Annotated in this window: 16 protein-coding genes and 1 other RNA gene; 8 read left to right on the forward strand and 9 right to left on the reverse strand. The window is 50.4% G+C overall.

The annotated features are described in order from the left end of the window. Nucleotides 1–63 precede the first annotated feature (63 nt). The gene (locus tag B2R29_RS00230) at nucleotides 64–1,149 is read right to left on the reverse strand and encodes a fatty acid desaturase (RefSeq protein WP_301179252.1); all 1,086 of its coding nucleotides are present in this window, start codon (nucleotides 1,147–1,149) and stop codon (nucleotides 64–66) included. A 115-nt stretch (nucleotides 1,150–1,264) separates the two neighbouring features. Between B2R29_RS00230 and B2R29_RS00235 the strand changes: the two genes are divergently transcribed. The 6 genes from B2R29_RS00235 to B2R29_RS00260 all read left to right on the forward strand — a co-directional run bounded on the left by B2R29_RS00235 (nucleotide 1,265) and on the right by B2R29_RS00260 (nucleotide 8,356). Then, nucleotides 1,265–2,278, forward strand: a complete 1,014-nt coding sequence (locus tag B2R29_RS00235) for a helix-turn-helix transcriptional regulator (protein ID WP_301179253.1) — start codon at nucleotides 1,265–1,267, stop codon at nucleotides 2,276–2,278. Between the two features lie 221 nt (nucleotides 2,279–2,499). Continuing rightward, complete coding sequence (locus B2R29_RS00240; protein ID WP_301179254.1) at nucleotides 2,500–4,845, forward strand: TonB-dependent receptor domain-containing protein; 2,346 nt, start codon at nucleotides 2,500–2,502, stop codon at nucleotides 4,843–4,845. Between the two features lie 167 nt (nucleotides 4,846–5,012). Beyond that, nucleotides 5,013–5,609, forward strand: a complete 597-nt coding sequence (locus B2R29_RS00245) for a PepSY-associated TM helix domain-containing protein (protein WP_301179255.1) — start codon at nucleotides 5,013–5,015, stop codon at nucleotides 5,607–5,609. Between the two features lie 10 nt (nucleotides 5,610–5,619). Beyond that, nucleotides 5,620–6,141, forward strand: coding sequence for a DUF2271 domain-containing protein (locus tag B2R29_RS00250; RefSeq protein WP_301179256.1), 522 nt, complete (start codon nucleotides 5,620–5,622; stop codon nucleotides 6,139–6,141). Between the two features lie 10 nt (nucleotides 6,142–6,151). Then, entirely contained in the window at nucleotides 6,152–6,976 is an 825-nt protein-coding gene (locus B2R29_RS00255) for a DUF4198 domain-containing protein (protein WP_301179257.1), read from the forward strand. A gap of 3 nt (nucleotides 6,977–6,979) precedes the next feature. Further along, nucleotides 6,980–8,356 carry a sulfite reductase subunit alpha gene (locus B2R29_RS00260; RefSeq protein WP_301179258.1) on the forward strand — a complete coding sequence of 459 codons (1,377 nt, stop codon included), beginning with the start codon at nucleotides 6,980–6,982 and terminating at the stop codon, nucleotides 8,354–8,356. Nucleotides 8,357–8,382: 26 nt separating this feature from the next. Here the strand turns inward: B2R29_RS00260 and B2R29_RS00265 are convergent, their stop codons facing one another. From B2R29_RS00265 to B2R29_RS00290, 6 genes are all read right to left on the reverse strand, one after another. Continuing rightward, entirely contained in the window at nucleotides 8,383–10,257 is a 1,875-nt protein-coding gene (locus B2R29_RS00265; protein ID WP_301179259.1) for a sensor domain-containing diguanylate cyclase, read from the reverse strand. Between the two features lie 67 nt (nucleotides 10,258–10,324). Beyond that, nucleotides 10,325–12,196: a sensor domain-containing diguanylate cyclase gene (locus B2R29_RS00270; RefSeq protein WP_301179260.1), complete on the reverse strand. Its 1,872-nt coding sequence runs from the start codon at nucleotides 12,194–12,196 to the stop codon at nucleotides 10,325–10,327. A gap of 322 nt (nucleotides 12,197–12,518) precedes the next feature. Then, nucleotides 12,519–13,349, reverse strand: coding sequence for a sulfite exporter TauE/SafE family protein (locus tag B2R29_RS00275; RefSeq protein WP_301179261.1), 831 nt, complete (start codon nucleotides 13,347–13,349; stop codon nucleotides 12,519–12,521). Between the two features lie 2 nt (nucleotides 13,350–13,351). Further along, nucleotides 13,352–14,380, reverse strand: coding sequence for a methionine synthase (locus B2R29_RS00280; protein ID WP_301179262.1), 1,029 nt, complete (start codon nucleotides 14,378–14,380; stop codon nucleotides 13,352–13,354). A gap of 30 nt (nucleotides 14,381–14,410) precedes the next feature. After that, nucleotides 14,411–15,385 (reverse strand): DUF1852 domain-containing protein, encoded by a 975-nt coding sequence (locus B2R29_RS00285; protein WP_301179263.1) that lies wholly within the window; start codon nucleotides 15,383–15,385, stop codon nucleotides 14,411–14,413. A gap of 110 nt (nucleotides 15,386–15,495) precedes the next feature. Beyond that, entirely contained in the window at nucleotides 15,496–16,413 is a 918-nt protein-coding gene (locus B2R29_RS00290; RefSeq protein ID WP_301179264.1) for a LysR family transcriptional regulator, read from the reverse strand. 143 nt (nucleotides 16,414–16,556) lie between these two features. On the opposite strand from B2R29_RS00290, the gene B2R29_RS00295 reads away from it, so the two are divergent. After that, nucleotides 16,557–17,345, forward strand: coding sequence for an NAD(P)H-flavin reductase (locus B2R29_RS00295; protein ID WP_301179265.1), 789 nt, complete (start codon nucleotides 16,557–16,559; stop codon nucleotides 17,343–17,345). Nucleotides 17,346–17,822: 477 nt separating this feature from the next. Here B2R29_RS00295 and ssrA read toward each other — a convergent pair. Together ssrA and smpB are read right to left on the reverse strand one after the other, a co-directional pair. After that, nucleotides 17,823–18,181, reverse strand: a transfer-messenger RNA (tmRNA) gene (gene ssrA, locus B2R29_RS00300). A gap of 122 nt (nucleotides 18,182–18,303) precedes the next feature. Beyond that, nucleotides 18,304–18,786 carry an SsrA-binding protein SmpB gene (gene smpB, locus B2R29_RS00305; protein WP_068435346.1) on the reverse strand — a complete coding sequence of 161 codons (483 nt, stop codon included), beginning with the start codon at nucleotides 18,784–18,786 and terminating at the stop codon, nucleotides 18,304–18,306. A gap of 104 nt (nucleotides 18,787–18,890) precedes the next feature. Here smpB and B2R29_RS00310 point away from each other — a divergent pair, with 104 nt between their 5' ends. Further along, complete coding sequence (locus B2R29_RS00310; protein WP_301179266.1) at nucleotides 18,891–20,366, forward strand: sodium-dependent transporter; 1,476 nt, start codon at nucleotides 18,891–18,893, stop codon at nucleotides 20,364–20,366. The last annotated feature ends 44 nt before the right edge of the window (nucleotides 20,367–20,410 follow it).

Genomic DNA, 20,410 nt, shown 5'->3' on the forward strand with positions numbered 1-20,410 from the left:
GCCTACAGGGATGTATTTACGGCGTCCGCTCGTTCGCTTATATCAGGCAGCGCCATACATTCGTTAAACCACACGCTCATTCATACGGTTAGCCCGCTTAAACGTTCCCATGTCATTAAATCGAATACCGTGACGGCGGAGCACTTCATGGGATTCTTTCTCGCCTAAATGTCGAATATAAAAGGGGTCACGTACAACAAAGTGATGAATCGCATGAGTGCTGCCGAAGTTAAAGCAGAACAGCTGAAGTGGGATTAAATACCACTTATTCATCACCTGACATTGCTCATGAATAATCCCCGGCGTGTTGTCGCCAAAGTAATGCATATTCGATGAAATAAAGTGCAGACAGAAAGTACGCAGGACGTTAGGTGCAATCAAAATAACAACGGTTGCAGTTACCCAGGCTTCCTGCGCCAGCAGCCATTGTGGCCAGTCAATCGTTGTTCCGAATGCCCAGGCGATACCGTTGGCGAGGTGAAATAATACAAAGCCATGCCAGAGGGTGTAACAGATATAGCCGATAGGGTTAAAACTTAGCGCACCAATAATTCTTAAGTTTTTAATATCTGTCTTATTTATTTTACCCTGTTTCAGCAACTTTCTGGGTACCACGAAATATTTACCCGCACGCAGATAAAAAGCCAGCATGTTGTCACCAACCATCAGAAAGCGTTTCCAGTCCCATTTTTCGCCGTTGGTAATGCCGCGTTCTTCCAGGTCTGTTTCTGTGCCCGACACTTTATGGTGATGCAGGTGCAGGTAGCGGCGAATCCATGGGTTCTGAGTCAGTGGGCGTGCCAGATACACGCCAGCCATCATCAAGTGATGCCAGACCGGTTGCTTGCGGAAATACATGTAGTGAATCAGATCGTGCTCTAACTCGTGTAACAGTGACGTCCAGAACGCACTTAACACAATGACCATCCAGGCCGGCATGATGCCTTCCAGCCAAAGCACACCATTGAGAACCATCCCGGCAATACTGACCAGAAAAATGCCCATGCCTACGGCATTCTGGTGCTCAACCAGAAACGGATGACGAGCTCGAACCTTGTCACTTACCTGCATCAATTCTTTCTGGATCTGGCGATCTTTAGCGCGGAGTGCCTGAAAGCGCTCGCTGTTTTTATCCGTGGTATCAGTCATACTTATACTCCAAACTCATGGCCCGGCAGACATACACAGGCCTTTGATTACATACTGGAGAAAAACCTGTTTCCATGCTTTGCACTGACCGCCAACCAGTTGACCGGAGACGCCAATGACTGAGCAACCCAAAGCGGTGGCCATGTTTCTGCGTCCGCTGGCTAACCTGCTGCAACAGCATGGTGATGATCCTGCAGCTTTGTTTGCGGAGCATGGCGTCTCGGTTGAAGATACGTTCAACCCGGAAGTCTGGATCAGTGTCGATGCGACTTCAGCCTTACTGACGGCTGCTGAGGATCGTCTTCAGGATCCTTCTCTGGGCATTAATATGGCTCGCCGCAGTGAATACTCTGCATTTGGTGGGCTGGGGCTGGCATTGTCTGCGGGTGGTAGCATGCTCAGCGTTCTGCAGCGTCTTGCTCGTTACCAGAGACTGATCAGCGATGCCGTGCAGGCTGAGCTGGTGGTTGAAGATACTACCGTGTGCGTACAGTTCCGGCCTTCAACCGGGCATGTGCCTCACCCTCAGGGAATACAGTATGTGATGTCCAGCCTGATGCGCCTGGTCAGGCTCAGGGTAGATCCTGCATTGAACCCTCTCGAAGTTCATGTGGCATCTCATGACGATGATTATTGCGCATCGATGGCCCGCTACTTTCGTGTGGCGCCGACCAAAAGCGACTACTACGGCCTGACGTTCGACCGGAAGCAGGCTGCAGCCCAACTGCATTCCAGCGATAACCGGATGGTTGCTATGCTCGAAGCAACGCTGAATGAGCGACTCGCTGAGCAGGAAAAAGGCTCGCTCGTGATTCAACTTTCGTTGTGGCTTGAGGGGCAGCTTCCAGAAGGGGAGCCTACGATGACAGACGCTGCGGAGCGCTTTCACATGAGTGTCCGTAGCCTGCAGCGGCGCCTCACTGATGAAGACCTGAGCTGGAAGGCGTTACTGGAGAAAACACGCCGGACTCTGGTCGAAAGACACCTGGCGCTTCCTGGTACTACCATAACGCAACTGGCGTTTATGCTGGGCTTCTCCGACGTCAGTGCATTCTCCCGCGCTTTCAAAAAATGGTACGGCGTGTCACCGACCCAGTTTCGCGCCAGCGAAACCTCTCAAAACCAGTAAGACTCCTGCAATACGTATTGGGCCAGCTCTGCCTGTGATACTGACTTCAACCTCGCACCTCCTCTATTCTGCATCGACCTCCAGTCCAGAGGCCTGTGTCCATACACAGTTTTATTAAAATTAATAAGTGTATTGTTAGTAAAGTTACAAATGAAAAACATTTGCATTTGCAGTTAAGTGAAAATAGTATACGCGCAAATTCCCCCGTATGGACCTTAAACATGAAGTTTCGAAATCAGCTTTTTCCTTTGAGTGCACTCGCTGCAGCGGTTGTTGCCTCCGTGTCAGCGACAGCCGAAGAGCAGCCGATCGAATTGGAAAAGTTCGTTGTTACGGCGGCCGGTTACGAGCAGAAAGTGGTTGATGCTCCAGCCAGTATCTCTGTAATCACTCAGGAAGATCTCCGCTCACGCCCTTATGTCACGCTTCTGGATGCCGTCCGCGAACTGGAAGGTGTCGACGTTGGTGAGACCCGAGATAAAACCGGGCAGGGTACTATCTCGATCCGTGGTATGGGGGCAGATTACACCCTGATCCTGATTGATGGCCGTCGCCAGAACAACCACGGTGACATCTACCCGAATAACTTCGGTGGTAACCAGTTCAACCACATTCCACCGTTGGATGCGATCGAACGTATTGAGGTTATTCGCGGGCCAGCATCTACCCTTTACGGAGCGGATGCTCTGGGTGGCGTAATCAATATTATCACCAAGAAAGTGACCGATGACTGGACTGGTTCTGCAAGTATCGGTCGCACTTTTCAGGAGTACGATGAGTACGGTGCCGACACAACTGCAGACTTTAACGTTGCCGGGCCGTTAATCGAAAACGTACTGGGTATGGAGTTGCGCGGCAGTATTTATAAGCGTGATGCATCAGAGCCAGAGTACGACTCTGTTACTGACCCGAACGGCGATGAGCAGACACGTGAACTGGGCTTCGGGCGAGGTGGTAAAACCACCGACAATACCAACAAGAGTATCGGCATCGGTTTTAACTGGAATGTGGCTGATAACCAGAGCCTGACCTTCGACTACGATACATCCAAGCAGGTGTATGATAACGAACCTCTGGCGGATGGAAGCTTCCCTCTCGGAACTGTAGATAGCATCGATACTATCTGGCAGGACCGAGGCGGTGTTGTTAGTCCTCGCGCAGGTTATGCTCAGGATCAGGAGTTCACTCGTGATCAGTGGGCGATCTCACACGAAGGTGAGTGGAGTTTTGGTAACAGCCTGGTGTCTCTGCAGAATATCGAAACCAATAACAACGGCAGAACTATTCCACTCTCTGTATCAGAACGTCTGCTGCTGCAGGAAATGTACGATGGTACGGGCGATTATGCGGGGCTGAGCGAAGATGAGCGTCGAGCGATTGCTGAAGATACCTTTCTGCCACGACCTGAACGTACCATGGAAAGCAGCCAGTACGTTCTGGACGCTAAGCTTGAATTGCCGGTTCAAGATCTGGCTGGCGATCACCTCTTCATCGTCGGTGGTCAGTACGTTGACGCGGAGCTCACTGACGGCGTATTTGGTCGCGAAGAGGGTGATTCCGGGCGGGTTTCAGACTTCACTACGTATTCCTTGTTTGCTGAAGACAGCTGGACCATGGTGCCTGACTTTACGCTGACCGCGGGTCTGCGTTACGACGGCCACGATGCCTTCGGTAGTAACGTAAGCCCACGCCTTTATGCGGTATACAGCCTGACGCCTGAGTGGACGGTAAAAGGTGGTGTGAGCAGTGGTTATAAAACACCAAAAACGACTGACCTCTATGATGGCATTATCGGTTTCGGTGGTCAGGGAACATTCCCGTTTGCGGGTAACCCGGACCTTGAGCCAGAGAAAAGCCGCAATACAGAAGCTGCGATCTATTGGGAGTCGATGGAAAATCGTCACAGCTTTAACGCGACCATTTTCCACAACCGCTTCGAAGATAAAATTGCACGTAGCGATGCAGTGCCAACCTGTGCTCAGACTGGCGGTGAACGCCCATGTGTGAATCTGGGTGAGTACGAGCAGCTTGGAGGTAGGTTGATTCTTTCTCAACCAATCAATATCGATGACGCTCTGATCCGTGGTGCGGAAGTGGCTGGTCGCTTACAGATTATCGACTCATTGGCATTACGTGGTAACTACACCTACACCGATAGCCGTCAGCTTTCTGGTTCGCAGGAAGGTCAGCCGCTGACCAATACGGCGGAGCACATGAGCAACGTGACTCTGGAATGGGACATCAATACTAAGCTCTCGGCACAGCTGACCAATGAGACGCGCTCTGCTCGCTTCCGTGGCGTGGATGAGAATAATGATCCTCTCTACTACAAGGATTATCGCGTGCTGAACCTGGGTGCAAATTATGCGGTGAACAGCTACTTCAGTGTGTATGCACGTATAAACAACCTACTGGATGAAGACTTCACCACTTACAGTGTGCGCTACGATGATGCGAACGATGATGGCGTTTTCGATGCGGGTGATGATGAAGTTATTTTCGAAGATGACTACAACAACAAAGACAAGCGTCGCAACCTCTGGGTTGGTCTGAACGTACGCTTCTGATTCAGGTAAGTGCGAATAAAAAAGGGCCGCAAGGCCCTTTTTTTTACGGGAGGCTTTTACCTTTGGATAATGCATAGAAGTGTCATTATCAAATAAAAATACTTCTCATTAACTTGCCGTTTGTTAGTATTCTCACCGTTCGCTGATGGGCTTTTTTGGATGTAGTCATGTTTTCTCGATTTATCCCGGGCACATTACGTCAGTGGCACTGGGTCAGTTCGGCAGTATGCCTGGTAGGTATGATTCTGTTTGCATTCACCGGTATTACCCTAAATCACGCCGCCGATATCCCCGCAGATCCTGAACGCACAACAGTAGAATCAGAGCTACCACCGGGAGTGCTCAGTGCGGTTCAGAATCGCTCAGAAGGGCCGTTGCCTATGGCTGTTCGTCGTTGGTTGAACGATCAGCATGGTATCTCCACCCGAGATGTTGATGCTGAGTGGGATGAGTATGAAGTCTACCTCGGCATGCCCAAGCCCGGCGGTGATGCCTGGCTGAGTATTGATCTGGAAACCGGCAGTTTTATTTATGAAGACACAGATCGCGGAGTAATTTCCTACCTTAATGATCTTCACAAAGGTCGGAATACCAATACCGCATGGTCGTGGTTTATCGATATTTTTTCGGTGCTTTGTCTGGTTTTTTCCCTGAGCGGATTATGGCTTCTCGCCCGATATGCCAGACAACGTCCAAGTACCTGGCCACTGGTGGCATTCGGCGTTATTGCACCCATTATTTTACTTGTTCTCGCTGCGCACTAAGGAGTCGCTGATGAAATTAATTAAATCCGGACTGATGACTGCGGTCGCACTCGCTTCTTTTACACAGGTGCTGGCGGCTGATCTTTCGGTCTCTGTAGAGATTCCAGAGTTGGATGTCGCTGAATATCACAAGCCTTATGTTGCTATCTGGATTGAAGATGATCGCAATCAGGTCGTTAGTAATCTGGCCGTCTGGTACGACGTGGATATGCGTAATGCCGAAGGTGAAAAGTGGCTGAAAGACATGCGCCAGTGGTGGCGTCGCAGTGGCCGCTCACTGGATATGCCTGTCGATGGCGTCAGCGGTGCTACTTATGGTCCGGGCGCTTATGAGCTGGAGTTTACGTCTGGTAAGGCACCTCTCGCAGACCTCAAGCCTGGCGAATATCGCCTGCGTGTTGAAGCGGCGCGGGAAGTGGGTGGCCGCGAACTGATCAACATTCCTTTCAGCTGGCCTCAAAGCGGTGAGAAGACACTTGAAGAACAGGGTAGCTCTGAACTGGGCGCTATCGAACTGACCATCAAACCTTAAGGAAATGCAGATGAAAATGAACGTATTAAAGCCTATTTTATTGGGCGCTCTTGTTGCTGGCACTCTGTCCGCGGAAGCTCATCGCGCCTGGATTCTTCCACAGGAAACTCAGCTCTCGGGCGAAGATCGTTGGGTCGGTTTCGAAGCAGCAGTATCTAACGATATTTTTGTCGCCAACTATCACGCCGTTCGTTTTAATGATCTGATCGTCCTCCAGCCAGACGGCGATAAAAGCGAAGCAGAGAACCTGCATACCGGTAAGTACCGCACTGTCTTCGACGTAAAACTTGAAGACGAAGGTACCTACAAAATCTTTACGGCAAGTAATGGCATGCGTGCCATGTGGGAAGAAGACGGTAAGCGTCGTATGTATCCTGGCCGTGGCGAGCAATACACTGACGAAGGTTTTGCTGAAAACGTACCTGAAAAAGCAGACAAGCTGCGTGTAATGCAGTCATCGCGTCGTATGGAAACCTTTGTCACACTCGGTGCGCCAACAAGCGACACACTTAAGCCAACGAACAAAGGACTCGAGCTGGTGCCAGTGACGCACCCGAATGATCTCTATTCCGGTGAGCAGGCGACTTTTAAGTTTCTGATTGATGGTGAACCTGCTGAAGGCGCTGAACTGACCGCCATTCGTGAAGGAACCCGCTATCGCAACAGTCAGGATGAAATTACTGCCGTTGCCAACAAAAAAGGCGAGGTTAAACTTAATTGGAAAGGCGCTGGCCGCTACTTTATTGAAGTTGAATATAAAGACGACAAAGCGAAGAAGCCGGCCATTGAGCGCACGGGCTCTTACGTGACTGTGCTTGAGGTCTTACCGGACTGATTTATGTTAACGGTGGCTCCTTATATTCAGGCTGGAGTGCTTTTTCTGGCCTGGGTCGCTTTCACATTCTGGTGCTATCGACGAGTGATAGCGAGAAGCATTGAGGTAAGGCAGCATACCGATGCCGATACTGTTGTCGCTTTTGCCAGTGAGAGTGGCTCCGCTGAGTCACTTTCGCGGCAACTGGTTGAAATGCTGAGAAGTCAGGGAGCTACAGTACTTCATCAGCCGCTTAATCAGGTGACGCCAGATCGCCTGAGTCAATGTCGCTCTCTTTTTGTAATTGCGAGTACCTACGGGGAAGGGGATGCGCCGGACAATGGTCGCTTCTTTATTCCTTCGTTGAAAAAAACACTGGCGAGATACCCTGAGCTTGGTTTCTCAATTCTCGGCTTGGGAGATACAAGCTATGAACACTTCTGTGGCTTCTCCTACGATATAAATACGGTTTTGCTTGAGAGTGACGCTCAGGTGCTGGCGCCCTTGGTTGCCGTTGACCGCAATGACCCCGAAACGATTGCATCATGGTTCGCTCAGCTAGCCGACGCTGGACTGATCAGTCGTAATCAACTGGATACTCTTAGGGTTTCGGTTAGAGCGTCAGTAAACCCTCTTTATCCACTGATCTTTAAAGAGCGTCGCCAACTTAACCAAGGCAGCCCCGGAGCACCTATATTCGAAGTGAAGTTGGATGCTCAGAACCAGTTTGACTGGCAGGCAGGCGATATTATTCAACTTCATATAAAAGGCCAGGTGCGCGAATACAGCATCGCCAGTATTCCACAAGAATCGGAAGTGACATTACTGGTGCGTGAGCAGAATCATCCTAATGGTACTCTAGGCCTCGGGTCTGGTTGGTTGTGTCATCAGGCGAATAAAAAGGATGCCATTAAGGCGTCGGTGCGTAGTAACCCCTCTTTTCATTGCTCAGCAAGTACAGATAAGCTGATATTGGTCGGCAATGGTTCTGGCCTGGCAGGTTTGCGAGCCCACCTGAAAGCCAGAGAATTGTCTGATCAGCATGACAACTGGTTAATCTTCGGAGAGCGCTCTCCACTGTTTGACCGCCACTGGGATAAACAGCTGACAGACTGGTGCGACTCCGGGCACCTTACTTATCTTAACCGAAGTTATTCGCGCGCTGATTCTTCTGAGTTAGTCTCCGTAGCCGGTGATGCAAGTAGGGGCTATGTTCAGGATGTTGTGGCAGATCACAACGAGCGGCTAAAACGTTGGATTAATGCTGGTGCAACGATTCTTGTCTGTGGTAGCCGTGACGGTATGGCTCAGGATCTGGATCATCAGCTTGCTGCTATTATTGGGAGTGATCAAGTGGAGGCTTTGACGGCAGCAGGGCGCTACCGTCGGGATGTCTATTGAGCTGGTCTTATTGAGCTGGAATGAGTTCAGCCAGCTTCGTTTAATTGTTCAGAGCGGGTAACCTGATTGCGGCCGTTCTCTTTAGACTGATACAGGCAGCTATCTGCCACACCCAACAGTTTCTCTTCAAGGCCCGGCTGTGATGGAATAGTGCAGGCCACACCGATACTGATGGTCATGTTTTTGCTTTGTGACCCTTGCGTCACCGTTGTTTTCTCAAACGCTGCTCTGAGCATTTCGCCGACCTGAGCTGCACGGTCTTCGGTTGTTTTGGGCAACACAACAACGAATTCTTCGCCGCCGTAGCGGGCTGCAAATGCGCCCGGCATGGTGACGACCTTACGGATAAGCTGAGCGGCACGTACGAGACACAGATCTCCGAATGCATGGCCGTAGTTGTCGTTGAGCTTTTTAAAGAAGTCGATGTCGACCATCATGACGCTGATCGGGTGCTGATCCTTATACGATTGCTCATAGTGGTCGCGGAAAACCTGATCAAAGTATCTGCGGTTAAAGAGCTTGGTCAGGCCGTCGGTCACACTCAATTCTTCAAGCCTGCGGTTGGCTTTCTCGAGAGCAGAAGTCCGCTCTTTTACCTTATTGTCCAGCTCTTGATTCATGGCGACCTGCATATCAAGAAGCTTGGTCTGAGAATTAATCCTCAGTTCTTTCTCCTGATTCATCTTGTCTGCAAAGGCGATAGAAAGAAGTGAGAGTTCGGCGATGAAGCCGATTGCAAAGGCATGGTTACCAAGCTCGGTGGCTGGAATCTTGCCGGTCATATCCAGTAGATACCAGCCGATAAATACCAGATGCGCAAACCACGCAATAGTGAACAGGCGAGCGGACTTCATACCCATGACCCAGCCTTTTATACCGATATACAGAGCACAGACGACACCGAACAGTGCAATCGAATGTCCCAGTTTGACTATCAGGCTATATGGCACAGTAAAGCTCGCAATCGACATCACAATGAGTGTAAACAGCATAAGGTAGGCAACAGAGCGGTCTAACACAGAACCGAAGTTCTTCAGGTCGATGAACTTGAGTACGAAGGCCATGGCAGTCAGTTGAACAAAGGGCGCCAGGAAGGCGATAACCTGGTTATTAACACCGGGTCTGTCGCCCCAGAAATACTGCTCACCAAAACCGAACATGGTGGCCTGCATCATACCGGCACAGAGAAGATACAGCACATAAAGAATGTAGGAGCTTTCAGTTAGTGAGAAATATAAAAACAGATTGTATAAGGCCATGATGGCGATAATACCCAGGAAGGCACCAGCCCAGAGGTAGAGCAGCTTTTCTTCTTCAGCGGCTTCTTTATAGCTCATCAGGTCCAGCGGCATCAGCAACGGCCCCGGCGTTGATATCCGGATATATATTTCCTGCTCGTCAGCGCTGGCATCATCCAGAGGGAACCAGAACGTACGTTGATCAATCGGACGGCTGTCAAAGGGCAGCTGGTCACCTGCTGAAAAATGGCGGATCATTTTACCGCGCTCAAACAGGTAAAAATCGACATAGTCATGATGAGGGTAATTCAATCGTACAATCGGTTGTCCGAAGGCATCCGAGACCCCAGCGAGACGCACCCTTGCCCAGACTGGTTGGCTGGTTTGCCCGAGGTTGTTGTTGATGCTCTGGCGATGGTGCCAGTCGGCTTCGGGGCGAACCAGAATCTCGTCGAGCGTTTCTCCGTTTCGTTCTGAGACAAACTCAAGTAATGGCAAGAGGCTTATCTTGTCGCCCGTGAAGTGGACGGTTTCGATAGCTTGAGCCCGGTGTACAAGAAGTGCAGCGATCAAAATCGTCAGAGACAGCAGAGCCTGAAGGCAATGAACGAAAAGGCTGTGTCGCTGACCGTGCGACTCTGGATGTGTTTTTGGAACTGGCATTCCGGACCCTGTACTTCCCCGAATATTATCTATTAAACCTAGTTCAGATTGGGGCAGAGTCAACGGCTCAGGACCCAGTGTTACGCAGGAATGCGACCTGGTTCCGACCATTGCGTTTTGCTGTGTAAAGCAGGCTGTCTGCGGCTTGCAGAAGCTTTTCCCAGGCTGAGCGGTCGACGGGCTGCTCGACAGTCAGGCCAACACTGATTGTCATTATCTTCTCATTGGCGCCATCTGTGACTACGTGGCGTGCAAAGGCCAAACGTAAAGCCTCTGCTTTGTTCTGCGCTTCTTCTGGGCTGGCATCGGGCAGAATCACGACAAACTCTTCGCCACCGTAGCGCGCACAGATCGCTTCCTGACCGGCGACCACATTGCGGATCAGACGGCCGGCATCAATCAGGCACAAGTCTCCGAACCTGTGACCGAAGTTATCGTTCAGTTGCTTAAAGTGATCAATATCAATCATAAGCACAGCCAGTGGCTTACCGTCCCGGCAAGCCTGAAGGTAGGCTTTCTCGTAGAGTTCGTCGAAATGACGGCGATTGAATAACCCTGTCAGTCCGTCGGTTGTGCTCAGTATTTCAAGACGTCGGTTAGCTTCTTCCAGCTCACTGGTTCTTAAACGGACTTTCTCTTCGAGTTCCGCATTCATAGCTACCTGAACATCCATGAGTTTGCTCTGGCTCCGCAACCTTAATTCACGCTCATGATTGATCCGGTCCGCGAATGCGATAGATAGCAACGCCAGTTCTATGACCGAACCGAATGCCAGAATGTGCTCGCCAAATGGGCTGGTGGGCAGGATGGAAGCAAGCTCAAGTAGGTACCATGCTATGAATATAAGGTAGATAAACCATGCCATGGCGAACAAACGGGCATACGGAACCTTCTTACGCCAGCCGACGATACCGATGTAAAGACCGCAGCTGACACTGACGGCACCGGTAATGTTCACCACTGTCAGGAAGCTTGCGTACTCCATAAACGGAGCGCCGGTTACCAGCAACCAGGAATAGATAAGAAGAACAGTTCCTGCGATCCTGTCAAACCGACCGAAGTTTTCGTATAGACGAATAAACCGGATAACGAAGGCAACAGCGGTGCCTTGCATCAGTGCGCTGCTCAAAGCCACGGCAAAGTTATTGTCGAACAAAGTACTCTCTGGCCAGAAATACTGATAGCCAAGGCCCTGTAGTGTCAGTTGATGCAAGCCAACACTGGCCATGTAAACCAAGTAGTAAATGTAGGCAGTGTCGCGCAGAGATCCTGAAATAAACGCATTATAGGCGAACATAATCAGCAGGATGCCGAAATAGATACCCAGAGCCATCGAGCTGTTTCGGTCCTGTATTTTATTTTCACTGCCGGTAATCAGACTGAAAGGTATCAGTAATGGACCGGGTGTGCTGATACGGAAGAAAATCTGAGCACTGTCCGCAGCATTGAGTTTCTCGAGAGGAAACAGATAGGTGCGTTGATCAATCGGACGTGAATCGAAACCCCGTTGGTCGCCGGTGTAGAAACTCTGAACTACGGTTTCGCCACTGACCAGAAATACGTCCACAAAATCATAATGTGGGTAATCTAGCAGAAGATATGCGCTGTCTGCGCGCAGGTTACCTGTATCCTGCAAATCGAGTCGGAACCAGGTTGTTCCGTAATCCCGCCCGAGGCTGCGACTGCTTTCGGGCAGCTCTGACCATCGATCATCGGCGATAGTCATGACGTCTGACAGATTATCCTCGCCCTCGTCGGGTCGGACCTGAACTGCGTATCTGGCGAGAGGAATCTCGTCAGTCAATGAGGTTAGGCTGAGACTTGGAACACCGCTGGCCTGAGCCGTTGCTACAAACATCATAAGCAGACAGGCAACAACCAACCCAGCGCCTGTCGACACTGTGTTAAGAAATCCCCGTATGACGTTTGAACCAGGCACTTAGACGTGCTCCTTATTGTTTGATCCTGAAGTGTCGCCGTTAGACACCCCAGTACAGACTCCAGAATAGCCTTAACAAGCCGTCGAGTTGTACATACAAGTCACAAACTGACCTTTCGAATGGATAATTTACTTTTCATTGACGGGTGTCTATCGGATCGCGTCATGATAGCCGTGGAGAACGGAGCCGGATGGAGATAGTGAGAGTTCAGTGAGAACGAGATAGGTACATATCATGCTCTGATACGGAGAGGGCGAAGCCTGACTATCGAATCTCATTTATGAGCGACTAGGATCGGTAATCAGGCGGTTTTTATAGAGGCTACAGGAAAAGCTGTAACAACATACGTACCCCGGTCAACAGCAGAACAACGGCAAAGATCTTTTTAAGCAAACCCGCATCAAGTGATGAGGCGAGTCGGGCTCCTACCGGGGCGAACAGTACGGTTAATGGCACTATGCAGATAAAGCCGATCAGGTTGACTAAGCCAAAGGTGCCAACGGGTGCATCCTCTGGGGTAACACCTAATAAAAGCATCATCAGTGCACCCGGCAGAGAAATAATCAGCCCAATCGCTGCTGCCGTGCCAACCGCTTTATGGGCAGGATAGTTAAACAGAGTCAGCAGAGGCACCGATAATGTGCCACCGCCGATGCCAACCATCGCACTGAAGAAACCGATCGACGATCCCATGGCGGCCTGGCCCCCAGAACTGGGTAACTCCGCAAACAATGCGGGCTTTCCAGTTCTGAACAGCATATTCAGTGCCGCAAGTGTTGCAATGATACCGAACAGGATGGTCAGCCAGTCGCCGTCTGCACGTGTGACCAGCCAGCTTCCGGCGAGAACGCCCACCAGGATAAAAAGACTCCAGCGCTTGAACAGATCACTATCGACATTTCCAAGCCGATGATGGGAACGTATTGAGCTTATAGAAGTTGGAATAATGGTTGCGAGTGAGGTGGCCGTCGCGACTAACATGGCTGAGTCGGCAGATACGCCAAACCCCTGAAACAAGAAATACAGGACAGGCACAATCACAATACCGCCACCGACACCCAGCAGGCCTGCGAGAAGTCCGGCAGATATCCCTGTTACTATCAATGCAAAAATGGTCATCAGGTGAACTGACATAAATTCAATGATATCCATGGTTAATCTGCCAGCTCCTTGCGAATAATCTCAGCGCCAGCCGCCAGAGCCTGCAACTTCTGACGTGCAATCTCCCGTGAAAGAGGGGCCATACCACAGTTAGTGGAAGGGTAAATCTTATCGGCATCTGCGTATTTCAGTGCTTCACGAAGCGTTGCCGCGACTTCTTCTGGCGTTTCAATCGTATCGCTTGCCACGTCGATGGCACCCACCATAATCTTCTTACCTTTAAGTAGACTCAGGACTTCCATCGGTACGCGGCCGTTGTGGCATTCAAGTGAAACAATATTAATGCTGGATTTCTGAATTGCGGGAAACGTTGTTTCGTAATGACGCCACTCAGCGCCGAGTGTCTTCTTCCAGTCGGTATTTGCTTTTATGCCGTAGCCATAACAGATATGCACAGCGGTCTCACAGGTCAGACCTTCTGTCGCTCTTTCCAGAGCTTCGATACCCCAGTCATTCACCTCATCGAGGAATACATTAAAAGCCGGTTCATCAAACTGAATAATATTAACGCCTGCGGCTTGTAATTCTCGGGCTTCTTCGTTCAAAGCTTTGGCGAACTCGAATGCGAGTGTTTTACGGTCCTGATAGTAATCGTCATAGAGGGTATCAACCATGGTCATAGGTCCGGGCAGAGCCCATTTAATCGGTTGATCTGTTTGAGTACGCAGAAATTTAGCGTCTTCAACAAATACCGACTTCTGACGACTGACCGGGCCGATAACTCCGGGGACGCTGGCGTCGTAGCGGTCACGGATGCGCACCGTTTTCTTATTCTCAAAATCGACGCCGCTGAGGTGCTCAATAAAGGTGGTCACGAAGTGCTGGCGCGTCTGTTCTCCATCACTGACGATATCGATACCAGACGTCAGTTGTTCCTGAAGGGAAATGCGCAGTGCATCCCGCTTCCCGTCTACTAATGCCTGGCCTTCGAGCTTCCACGGAGACCAGAGTGTCTCTGGCTCAGCCAGCCATAAGGGTTTTGGCAGGCTGCCTGCTGTTGAGGTTGGAAATAGCTTTTTCATCGTATGCTCAATCTGAATATCGGTAACTGTTTAAGCGAAATCGGCCGACCACTTTTCAAGGATTTTCTGGTACGGCTTAATGAAGTTTTCTTCGGCAAACTTGCCCTGTTTAATTGCCAGCTGGCTTCGCTCGACACGGTCATAAACGACCTGTGTCACTGAGTGATCTGTATGCGAAAGATCGGGTTGATACTCGTATCCAGCGACTGAGTTGGCGTTATAGATTTCTGGTCGATAGATCTTCTGGAAAGTTTCCATGGTGCTGATCGTGCTGATCAGTTCAAGATTGGTATAGTCTGTTAACAGATCACCGATAAAATAGAACGCCAGCGGAGCGACACTGTCTGGCGGCATAAAATAGCGGACGTCGAAGCCCATCTTGCGGAAGTACTGTTCTGTCAGCGAAGTTTCATTAGGAGTGTATTCAACTCCAAGAACCGGGTGCTGGTTTTCAGTGCGGTGATACGTTTTGGTGTCTGAAACACTGAGGCAGACAACCGGTAATTTGCTGAAATTCTTTCTGTACGTGTCGGACTTAAGAAAGTCTTTAAATAGCTTGCCGTGCAGTTCGCCAAAATCTTCGGGAATACTGAATTGTTTCTGCCCAGCATTGTATTCACGAAGCAGTACGCTGAAATCATAGTCGCGCACGTACGATGAAAAATTATTACCGACGATCCCTTCGATACGCTTATTGGTCTTACGATCGATAATATTGGTTTTGAGTATCTCAATGGACGGGAAGCCGTCACCATTGCCTTCAATGTCGATATCGACTGAAATGATCTCAAGCTCCAGCGAATAGCGATCACCACGCGCGTTATCCCAGGGGGCAAGCGCATTGAAGCGGCGGTCGATCATTCGTAAAGCACTGCGCAGATTCTGTTCGCGTTGCTCGCCGCGCGCCAGGTTTGCGAAGTTTGTGGTGGCGCGAGTGGCGTCTGAAGGTTCGTAATGCTCGTCAAAGATGACGCGCCGTATCGTGTATGAAAAGCCACTACTCATGACTGCGGATCTCCCGTTTCCTGAATTAAGTCGAATCAGGGAGACGTTTTACGCGCCTTCATGCATGAATAAAATTGATTTTATATAATCAATGTATGAGTAAAAATAATCTAAAGGTTGGCGGGGCTGAGATTGGTGGCTGGATGCTCATAAGCTTTAGCGAGATCGATAAAGGCTTTGAGGTAGCCTGTATCTTCGTCGCCATCCCGGGTGCCCAGGTAAATCTGTTTGGCGATGCCATGCTCGCCAAGCCGCACAACATCCAGTGGTAATTTCTGGCAATACTCTTCAGCAAGCCATCGCGGTAGTGCCGCAACGCCACGGTGGCAAGCGACCATCTGCAGCATGATCTCAGTGGTTTCACTGGTCTTGTGTTGCTTAGGGACGACCCCCGCAGGCGTCAGAAACTGAGAGTAGATATCCAGGCGATCGGTGGCGACCGGGTAGGTCAGCAATACTTCATTGCGCAAGTCTTCTGGCTCAGCGAATGGCTGACTCGTGAGCGTGTGATCTTTGGGCACCACAAGTACCTGTTCGTAATCGAACACAGGAGTAAAGCTCAGGTTGCTCTTATAAAAAGGATCAGGCGTCACCAGAAGGTCGATTTCATAGTCCAGCAGCGCGCCAACACCGCCGAACTGAAATTTCTGTTTTACATCAACATCGACATCGGGCCAGGTATCCAGAAATGGCGATACGATTTTCAGCAGCCATTGGTAGCAGGGGTGGCATTCCATCCCGACACGTAGCGTCCCACGTTCACCCTGCGCCATCTGTTTCAGTTTATCTTCTGCATGAAAGAGCAGAGGCAGCACCCGGTTAGCAATGTTAAGCAAGTAGCGGCCGGCTTGAGTTAGTCTCAAACTGCGGCCCTCGCGCAGCCAGACAGGCGTTCCCAGATTGTCTTCGAGCTTGCGTACCGTATGACTGAGAGCGGACTGAGTAACGCACAGCTCTCTGGCAGCGGCGGTCAGTGAGCCATGCTCTTCAACGGCTTGAATGATTCTGAGATGACTGCGTTCGATCATGGCTTATCCAACTGTTGATGAATAAAAGTAATTGAATGGTGAAAATATACCATTTTTATTCATTAAACGAGTTTTCTAAGCTTATCCACCATCAGAAGGCAGAGCCCCAAAAGCGGGAATCTAAAAACGTGAGTGGATGAATAATGAGTAAAGTGGCTGCAGTAGACGTACCAGAACGATATTCACATGAGTGCCGGGTAGCGAGTGTACGCTTCCTTAACCGGGGGACATTTCAGGTAGAGCTGGAATCCTCGACAGGTGCTGCCCTCCGCTATACCGCTGGTCACTATTTGCAGCTGAATATCACTATTGATGGTCAGGCTCACTCTTTGTCTTACTCGGTGGCTAACCGACCAGACAGTAAACAGCCGCACAGGCTACAGCTCTTCATACAGAATGGCAGTCTGTTTACCGAGAAGCTGTTGCGCCGCCTTGTGCAACTATGTGGCCGCCAGGAACATCTAACAGTAATACTGCCAATGGGACGTGCGTTCTTACAAAGCGACTTGAGGCAACCCCACCTTCTGGTTGCGGCAGGCTCGGGGATATCAAAAATAAAATGCCTTGCCGAAGAAATAGTGGCAAGGGACCCGAGTACAGACGTCAGAGTGTATTGGTCAAATAAAGATATTGATGACTTCTATTTGCTCGAAGAATTCCGGGAGTGGGAAACTCTGGGCGAAAACCTCAGTTTTACACCGATACTCGAAGCTGAACATCCAGACTGGAATGGGCGCACGGGATTTATTTTCGAAGTCATTCAACAAGACCTATGCATCTCAGATAATACAGTCGCTTACCTCTGTGGGTCGCCGCGAATGGTGTATGGCACTATTGATCAGCTGACACCGTATAGGTTGCATGAAGCGAATTGCTACTCTGATGTTTTTGAATATGCGCCGCGGGAGCATAAAACAAACGTTGCGGTGTGATTGTCCCTAGCAATTAGTGACAAAAATATCGGGAATATTTTTGCACGAGCGAAGCGAGCCTTTGGTGAAAGCCAGGGATGGATTTCATAGCTCCGGGAGTATGATGAGTTCAGAATCATTATCTTCAGATGAAAATATTAGTGCCGACTGAAAAACAGGCGGGATTGTACTCTGGGCCATCCATGGCCCAGCCCCTTCGGGCGCCTGCGGCGGTACTGATTGCTCCCGGCAATCGGTGAACCCGAGACTATGATGAGTTCGGAATCACAATCGTCAGACAAATAAAAAGGCCCGGCCGGAGACAGAGGCGGGATTGCACTCGGCACATCCATGTGCCTCGCCCTTCGGGCAGCGGAGCTGTGCAAAACGGCTGTCCTGCCGTTTTGCGAACCCGGAACTATGATCGATTCAGAATCACATTCGTCAGACAAATAAAAAGGCCCCAACCGGAATACGGTTGAGGCCTTTTTATTTGTTTGGTGGAGATGGCGGGATTTGAACCCGCGTCCGCCAATCCTCCACTAGAGGATCTACATGCTTAGTCTTCTCTATTGATTTAGTTCGTCACGGGCCGAGAGACAGGCCGTTCGGAACGAGCTGGATTACGTTTAGTCCTTTGGCTCCCAGCAAAGCCTCCGGACGATCCTGTAGGGCTGCGCCCTCGTCCCCCGGTTACAGGAACCCGGGTTCGGAGGTAAGCGGGGCTATTAGGCCGCTAGTGCGTAAGATTCGTCGTTTGCGAATATTTAAATGTACAACGTTTATTTACGAGATCGTCGTACGCTCTCGGCATGCACCCATAGCTTTGTAATCAACGTCGAATCCAGATCATCCCCGAATTCTGGTCGCTCTCAGCCAGGAGCTGGATCATTTCTGATCCTTGTTCTTTAGATGGGGCTGGTTAGTGGAAGTTCAACCCCAGAACAGTTGCTAATGTAGCACAGGTTGCAGTGAGCTGTCAGCGTACCGAGTGCTTCATAATGCGTTCTTTCTGCTTCGCCCAGTCACGGTCTTTGGCCGTGTTGCGCTTGTCATGGCTCTGCTTACCTTTTGCGAGGGCAATCTCGGCCTTCACGTGATGGCCTTTCCAGTAGAGTGCAGTGCAGACACAGGTGTAACCTTTCGCCTGTACCTTTTGTGAGTAACGCTCAATCTCACGGCGATGCAGAAGCAACTTGCGCTGACGACGAGGTTCAGCAACAACGTGCGTCGAGGCCTGAGTCATGGGGGTGATCTGGGCGTTATGCAGCCAGGCTTCACCGCGATGAAACTCGATAAAGGAATCCAGCAACTGAACCTTGCCTTCACGAATGGATTTCACTTCCCAGCCGACCAGCTCAAGGCCCGCTTCGAGCTTATCTTCCAGAAAGAAATCGTGTTTGGCCTTTTTGTTCAGCGCAATTGTTGAGGAGCCGCTATTGGCTTTTTTCTTTTTGCTCATCGCGTCAGTATAACTGACAGTGAGTCTGAAGGGCAGAGGGGGGAGCTTGAGGCAAGCGTTTAAATTTCGGACAATAGCCCCTTCGCAGAATAAGGATAATGGTAATGACGTCAGATAAGCGCGGTATGCATGGTATCTGGGCAAGTCGCTGGACATTCATTCTTGCGGCCGTGGGTTCGGCTGTAGGATTGGGCAATATCTGGAAGTTTCCATACATCACCGGTGAATACGGTGGTGGAGCATTCGTGATGGTGTATCTGCTGTGCATTCTGTCGGTAGGTATCCCGGTCATGATGGCCGAGGTGTTGCTGGGTCGTAAGGCCCGGATGAGCCCGATTAATACCATGCATCGCCTGACAGCCAAGTATAAAGCCCCGGCGTTCTTTTCGGGCATCGGCTGGATGGGGGCGGTCGCAGGGTTCTTTATTCTGTCGTTTTACAGTGTTATCGCCGGCTGGACGCTTTATTACTCACAGGCCATGGTGACAGGTACTTTTGTGGATATTTCAGCCGAAGATGCGGGGGCGTTATTTGGAGGCTTGTTGGCAGACCCTGGCACCTTAATCGGTTATCACACCTTATTTCTGTTCCTTGTTGGTTTTGTCATCTCAAGAGGGGTTCATCGTGGGTTGGAGACGTCTCTCAGGCTATTGATGCCTCTGCTTTTCGTCATGTTGTTGGTACTTCTTGGGTATAGCCTTACAACGCCTGGATTCAGTCAGGGATGGGATTTCTTGTTTCGTTTTGAGCCAGAAAAGCTCACTCAGGAAGCCGTGGTTACCGCACTAGGGCACTCGTTCTTTACGCTCTCGCTGGGCATGGGGGCCATCATGGCTTATGGCGCCTACATGCCAGCGAACTCCCGATTAGGTAAGACTATTCTGACCGTCGGCGCTCTTGATACTCTGGTGGCTCTGGTCGCAGGTCTGGTTATTTTCCCGATCGTGTTTTCTAACGGACTTGAACCGGGGTCGGGTCCGGGCTTGATGTTTCAGACTCTGCCGATTGCGTTTGGGCAGCTGCCCGGTGGTGTGGTAATCGGTACTGCATTCTTCGTACTGGTAGCGATTGCAGCGTGGAGTTCGGCAATTTCATTGGCTGAACCTGCCGTCGCCTGGGCGGTTGAGAAAGGGTTCAGCCGTGGTCGTGCCACGATTGCTGTGTGTGCTCTGGCCTGGGTGATAGGGCTGGGTACTGTGATGTCATTCAATGAGTGGGAGAACCACCAGTATTTCGTGAGCGTTGAAGGTGTTGATAGCGCCGGGGAGGTTCAGCACGATGAGTTCCTGCTTTATGCGGATGTAGGAACCTTAAAAGAGTCACTGGGGTCAACCGGTGGCCTCGAATACGAAGTGAAAGGTAAAACATTCTTCGATGTGCTCGACTTTCTGACGACGAATATCCTCTTGCCAGTCGGAGGCGTATTGATTTCGTTGTTTGTTGGATGGTTTATGACCCGGCGGGCAATTGCGGATGAAGCACGTATGAAAAGTGAGCGATTGCTTACACTCTGGCGCTTTATGATTCGAGTTGTATCGCCGCTCGCGGTACTATTCGTGTTTTATCATGGCCTCCTGTGAGCGGCTTAAAGAATTGCTTTACTGAATCAATGGTTGGTTGAGTT

This window comes from Thalassolituus sp. UBA3500 (genome assembly GCF_002377545.1).
Lineage (GTDB): Bacteria > Pseudomonadota > Gammaproteobacteria > Pseudomonadales > Oceanobacteraceae > Thalassolituus.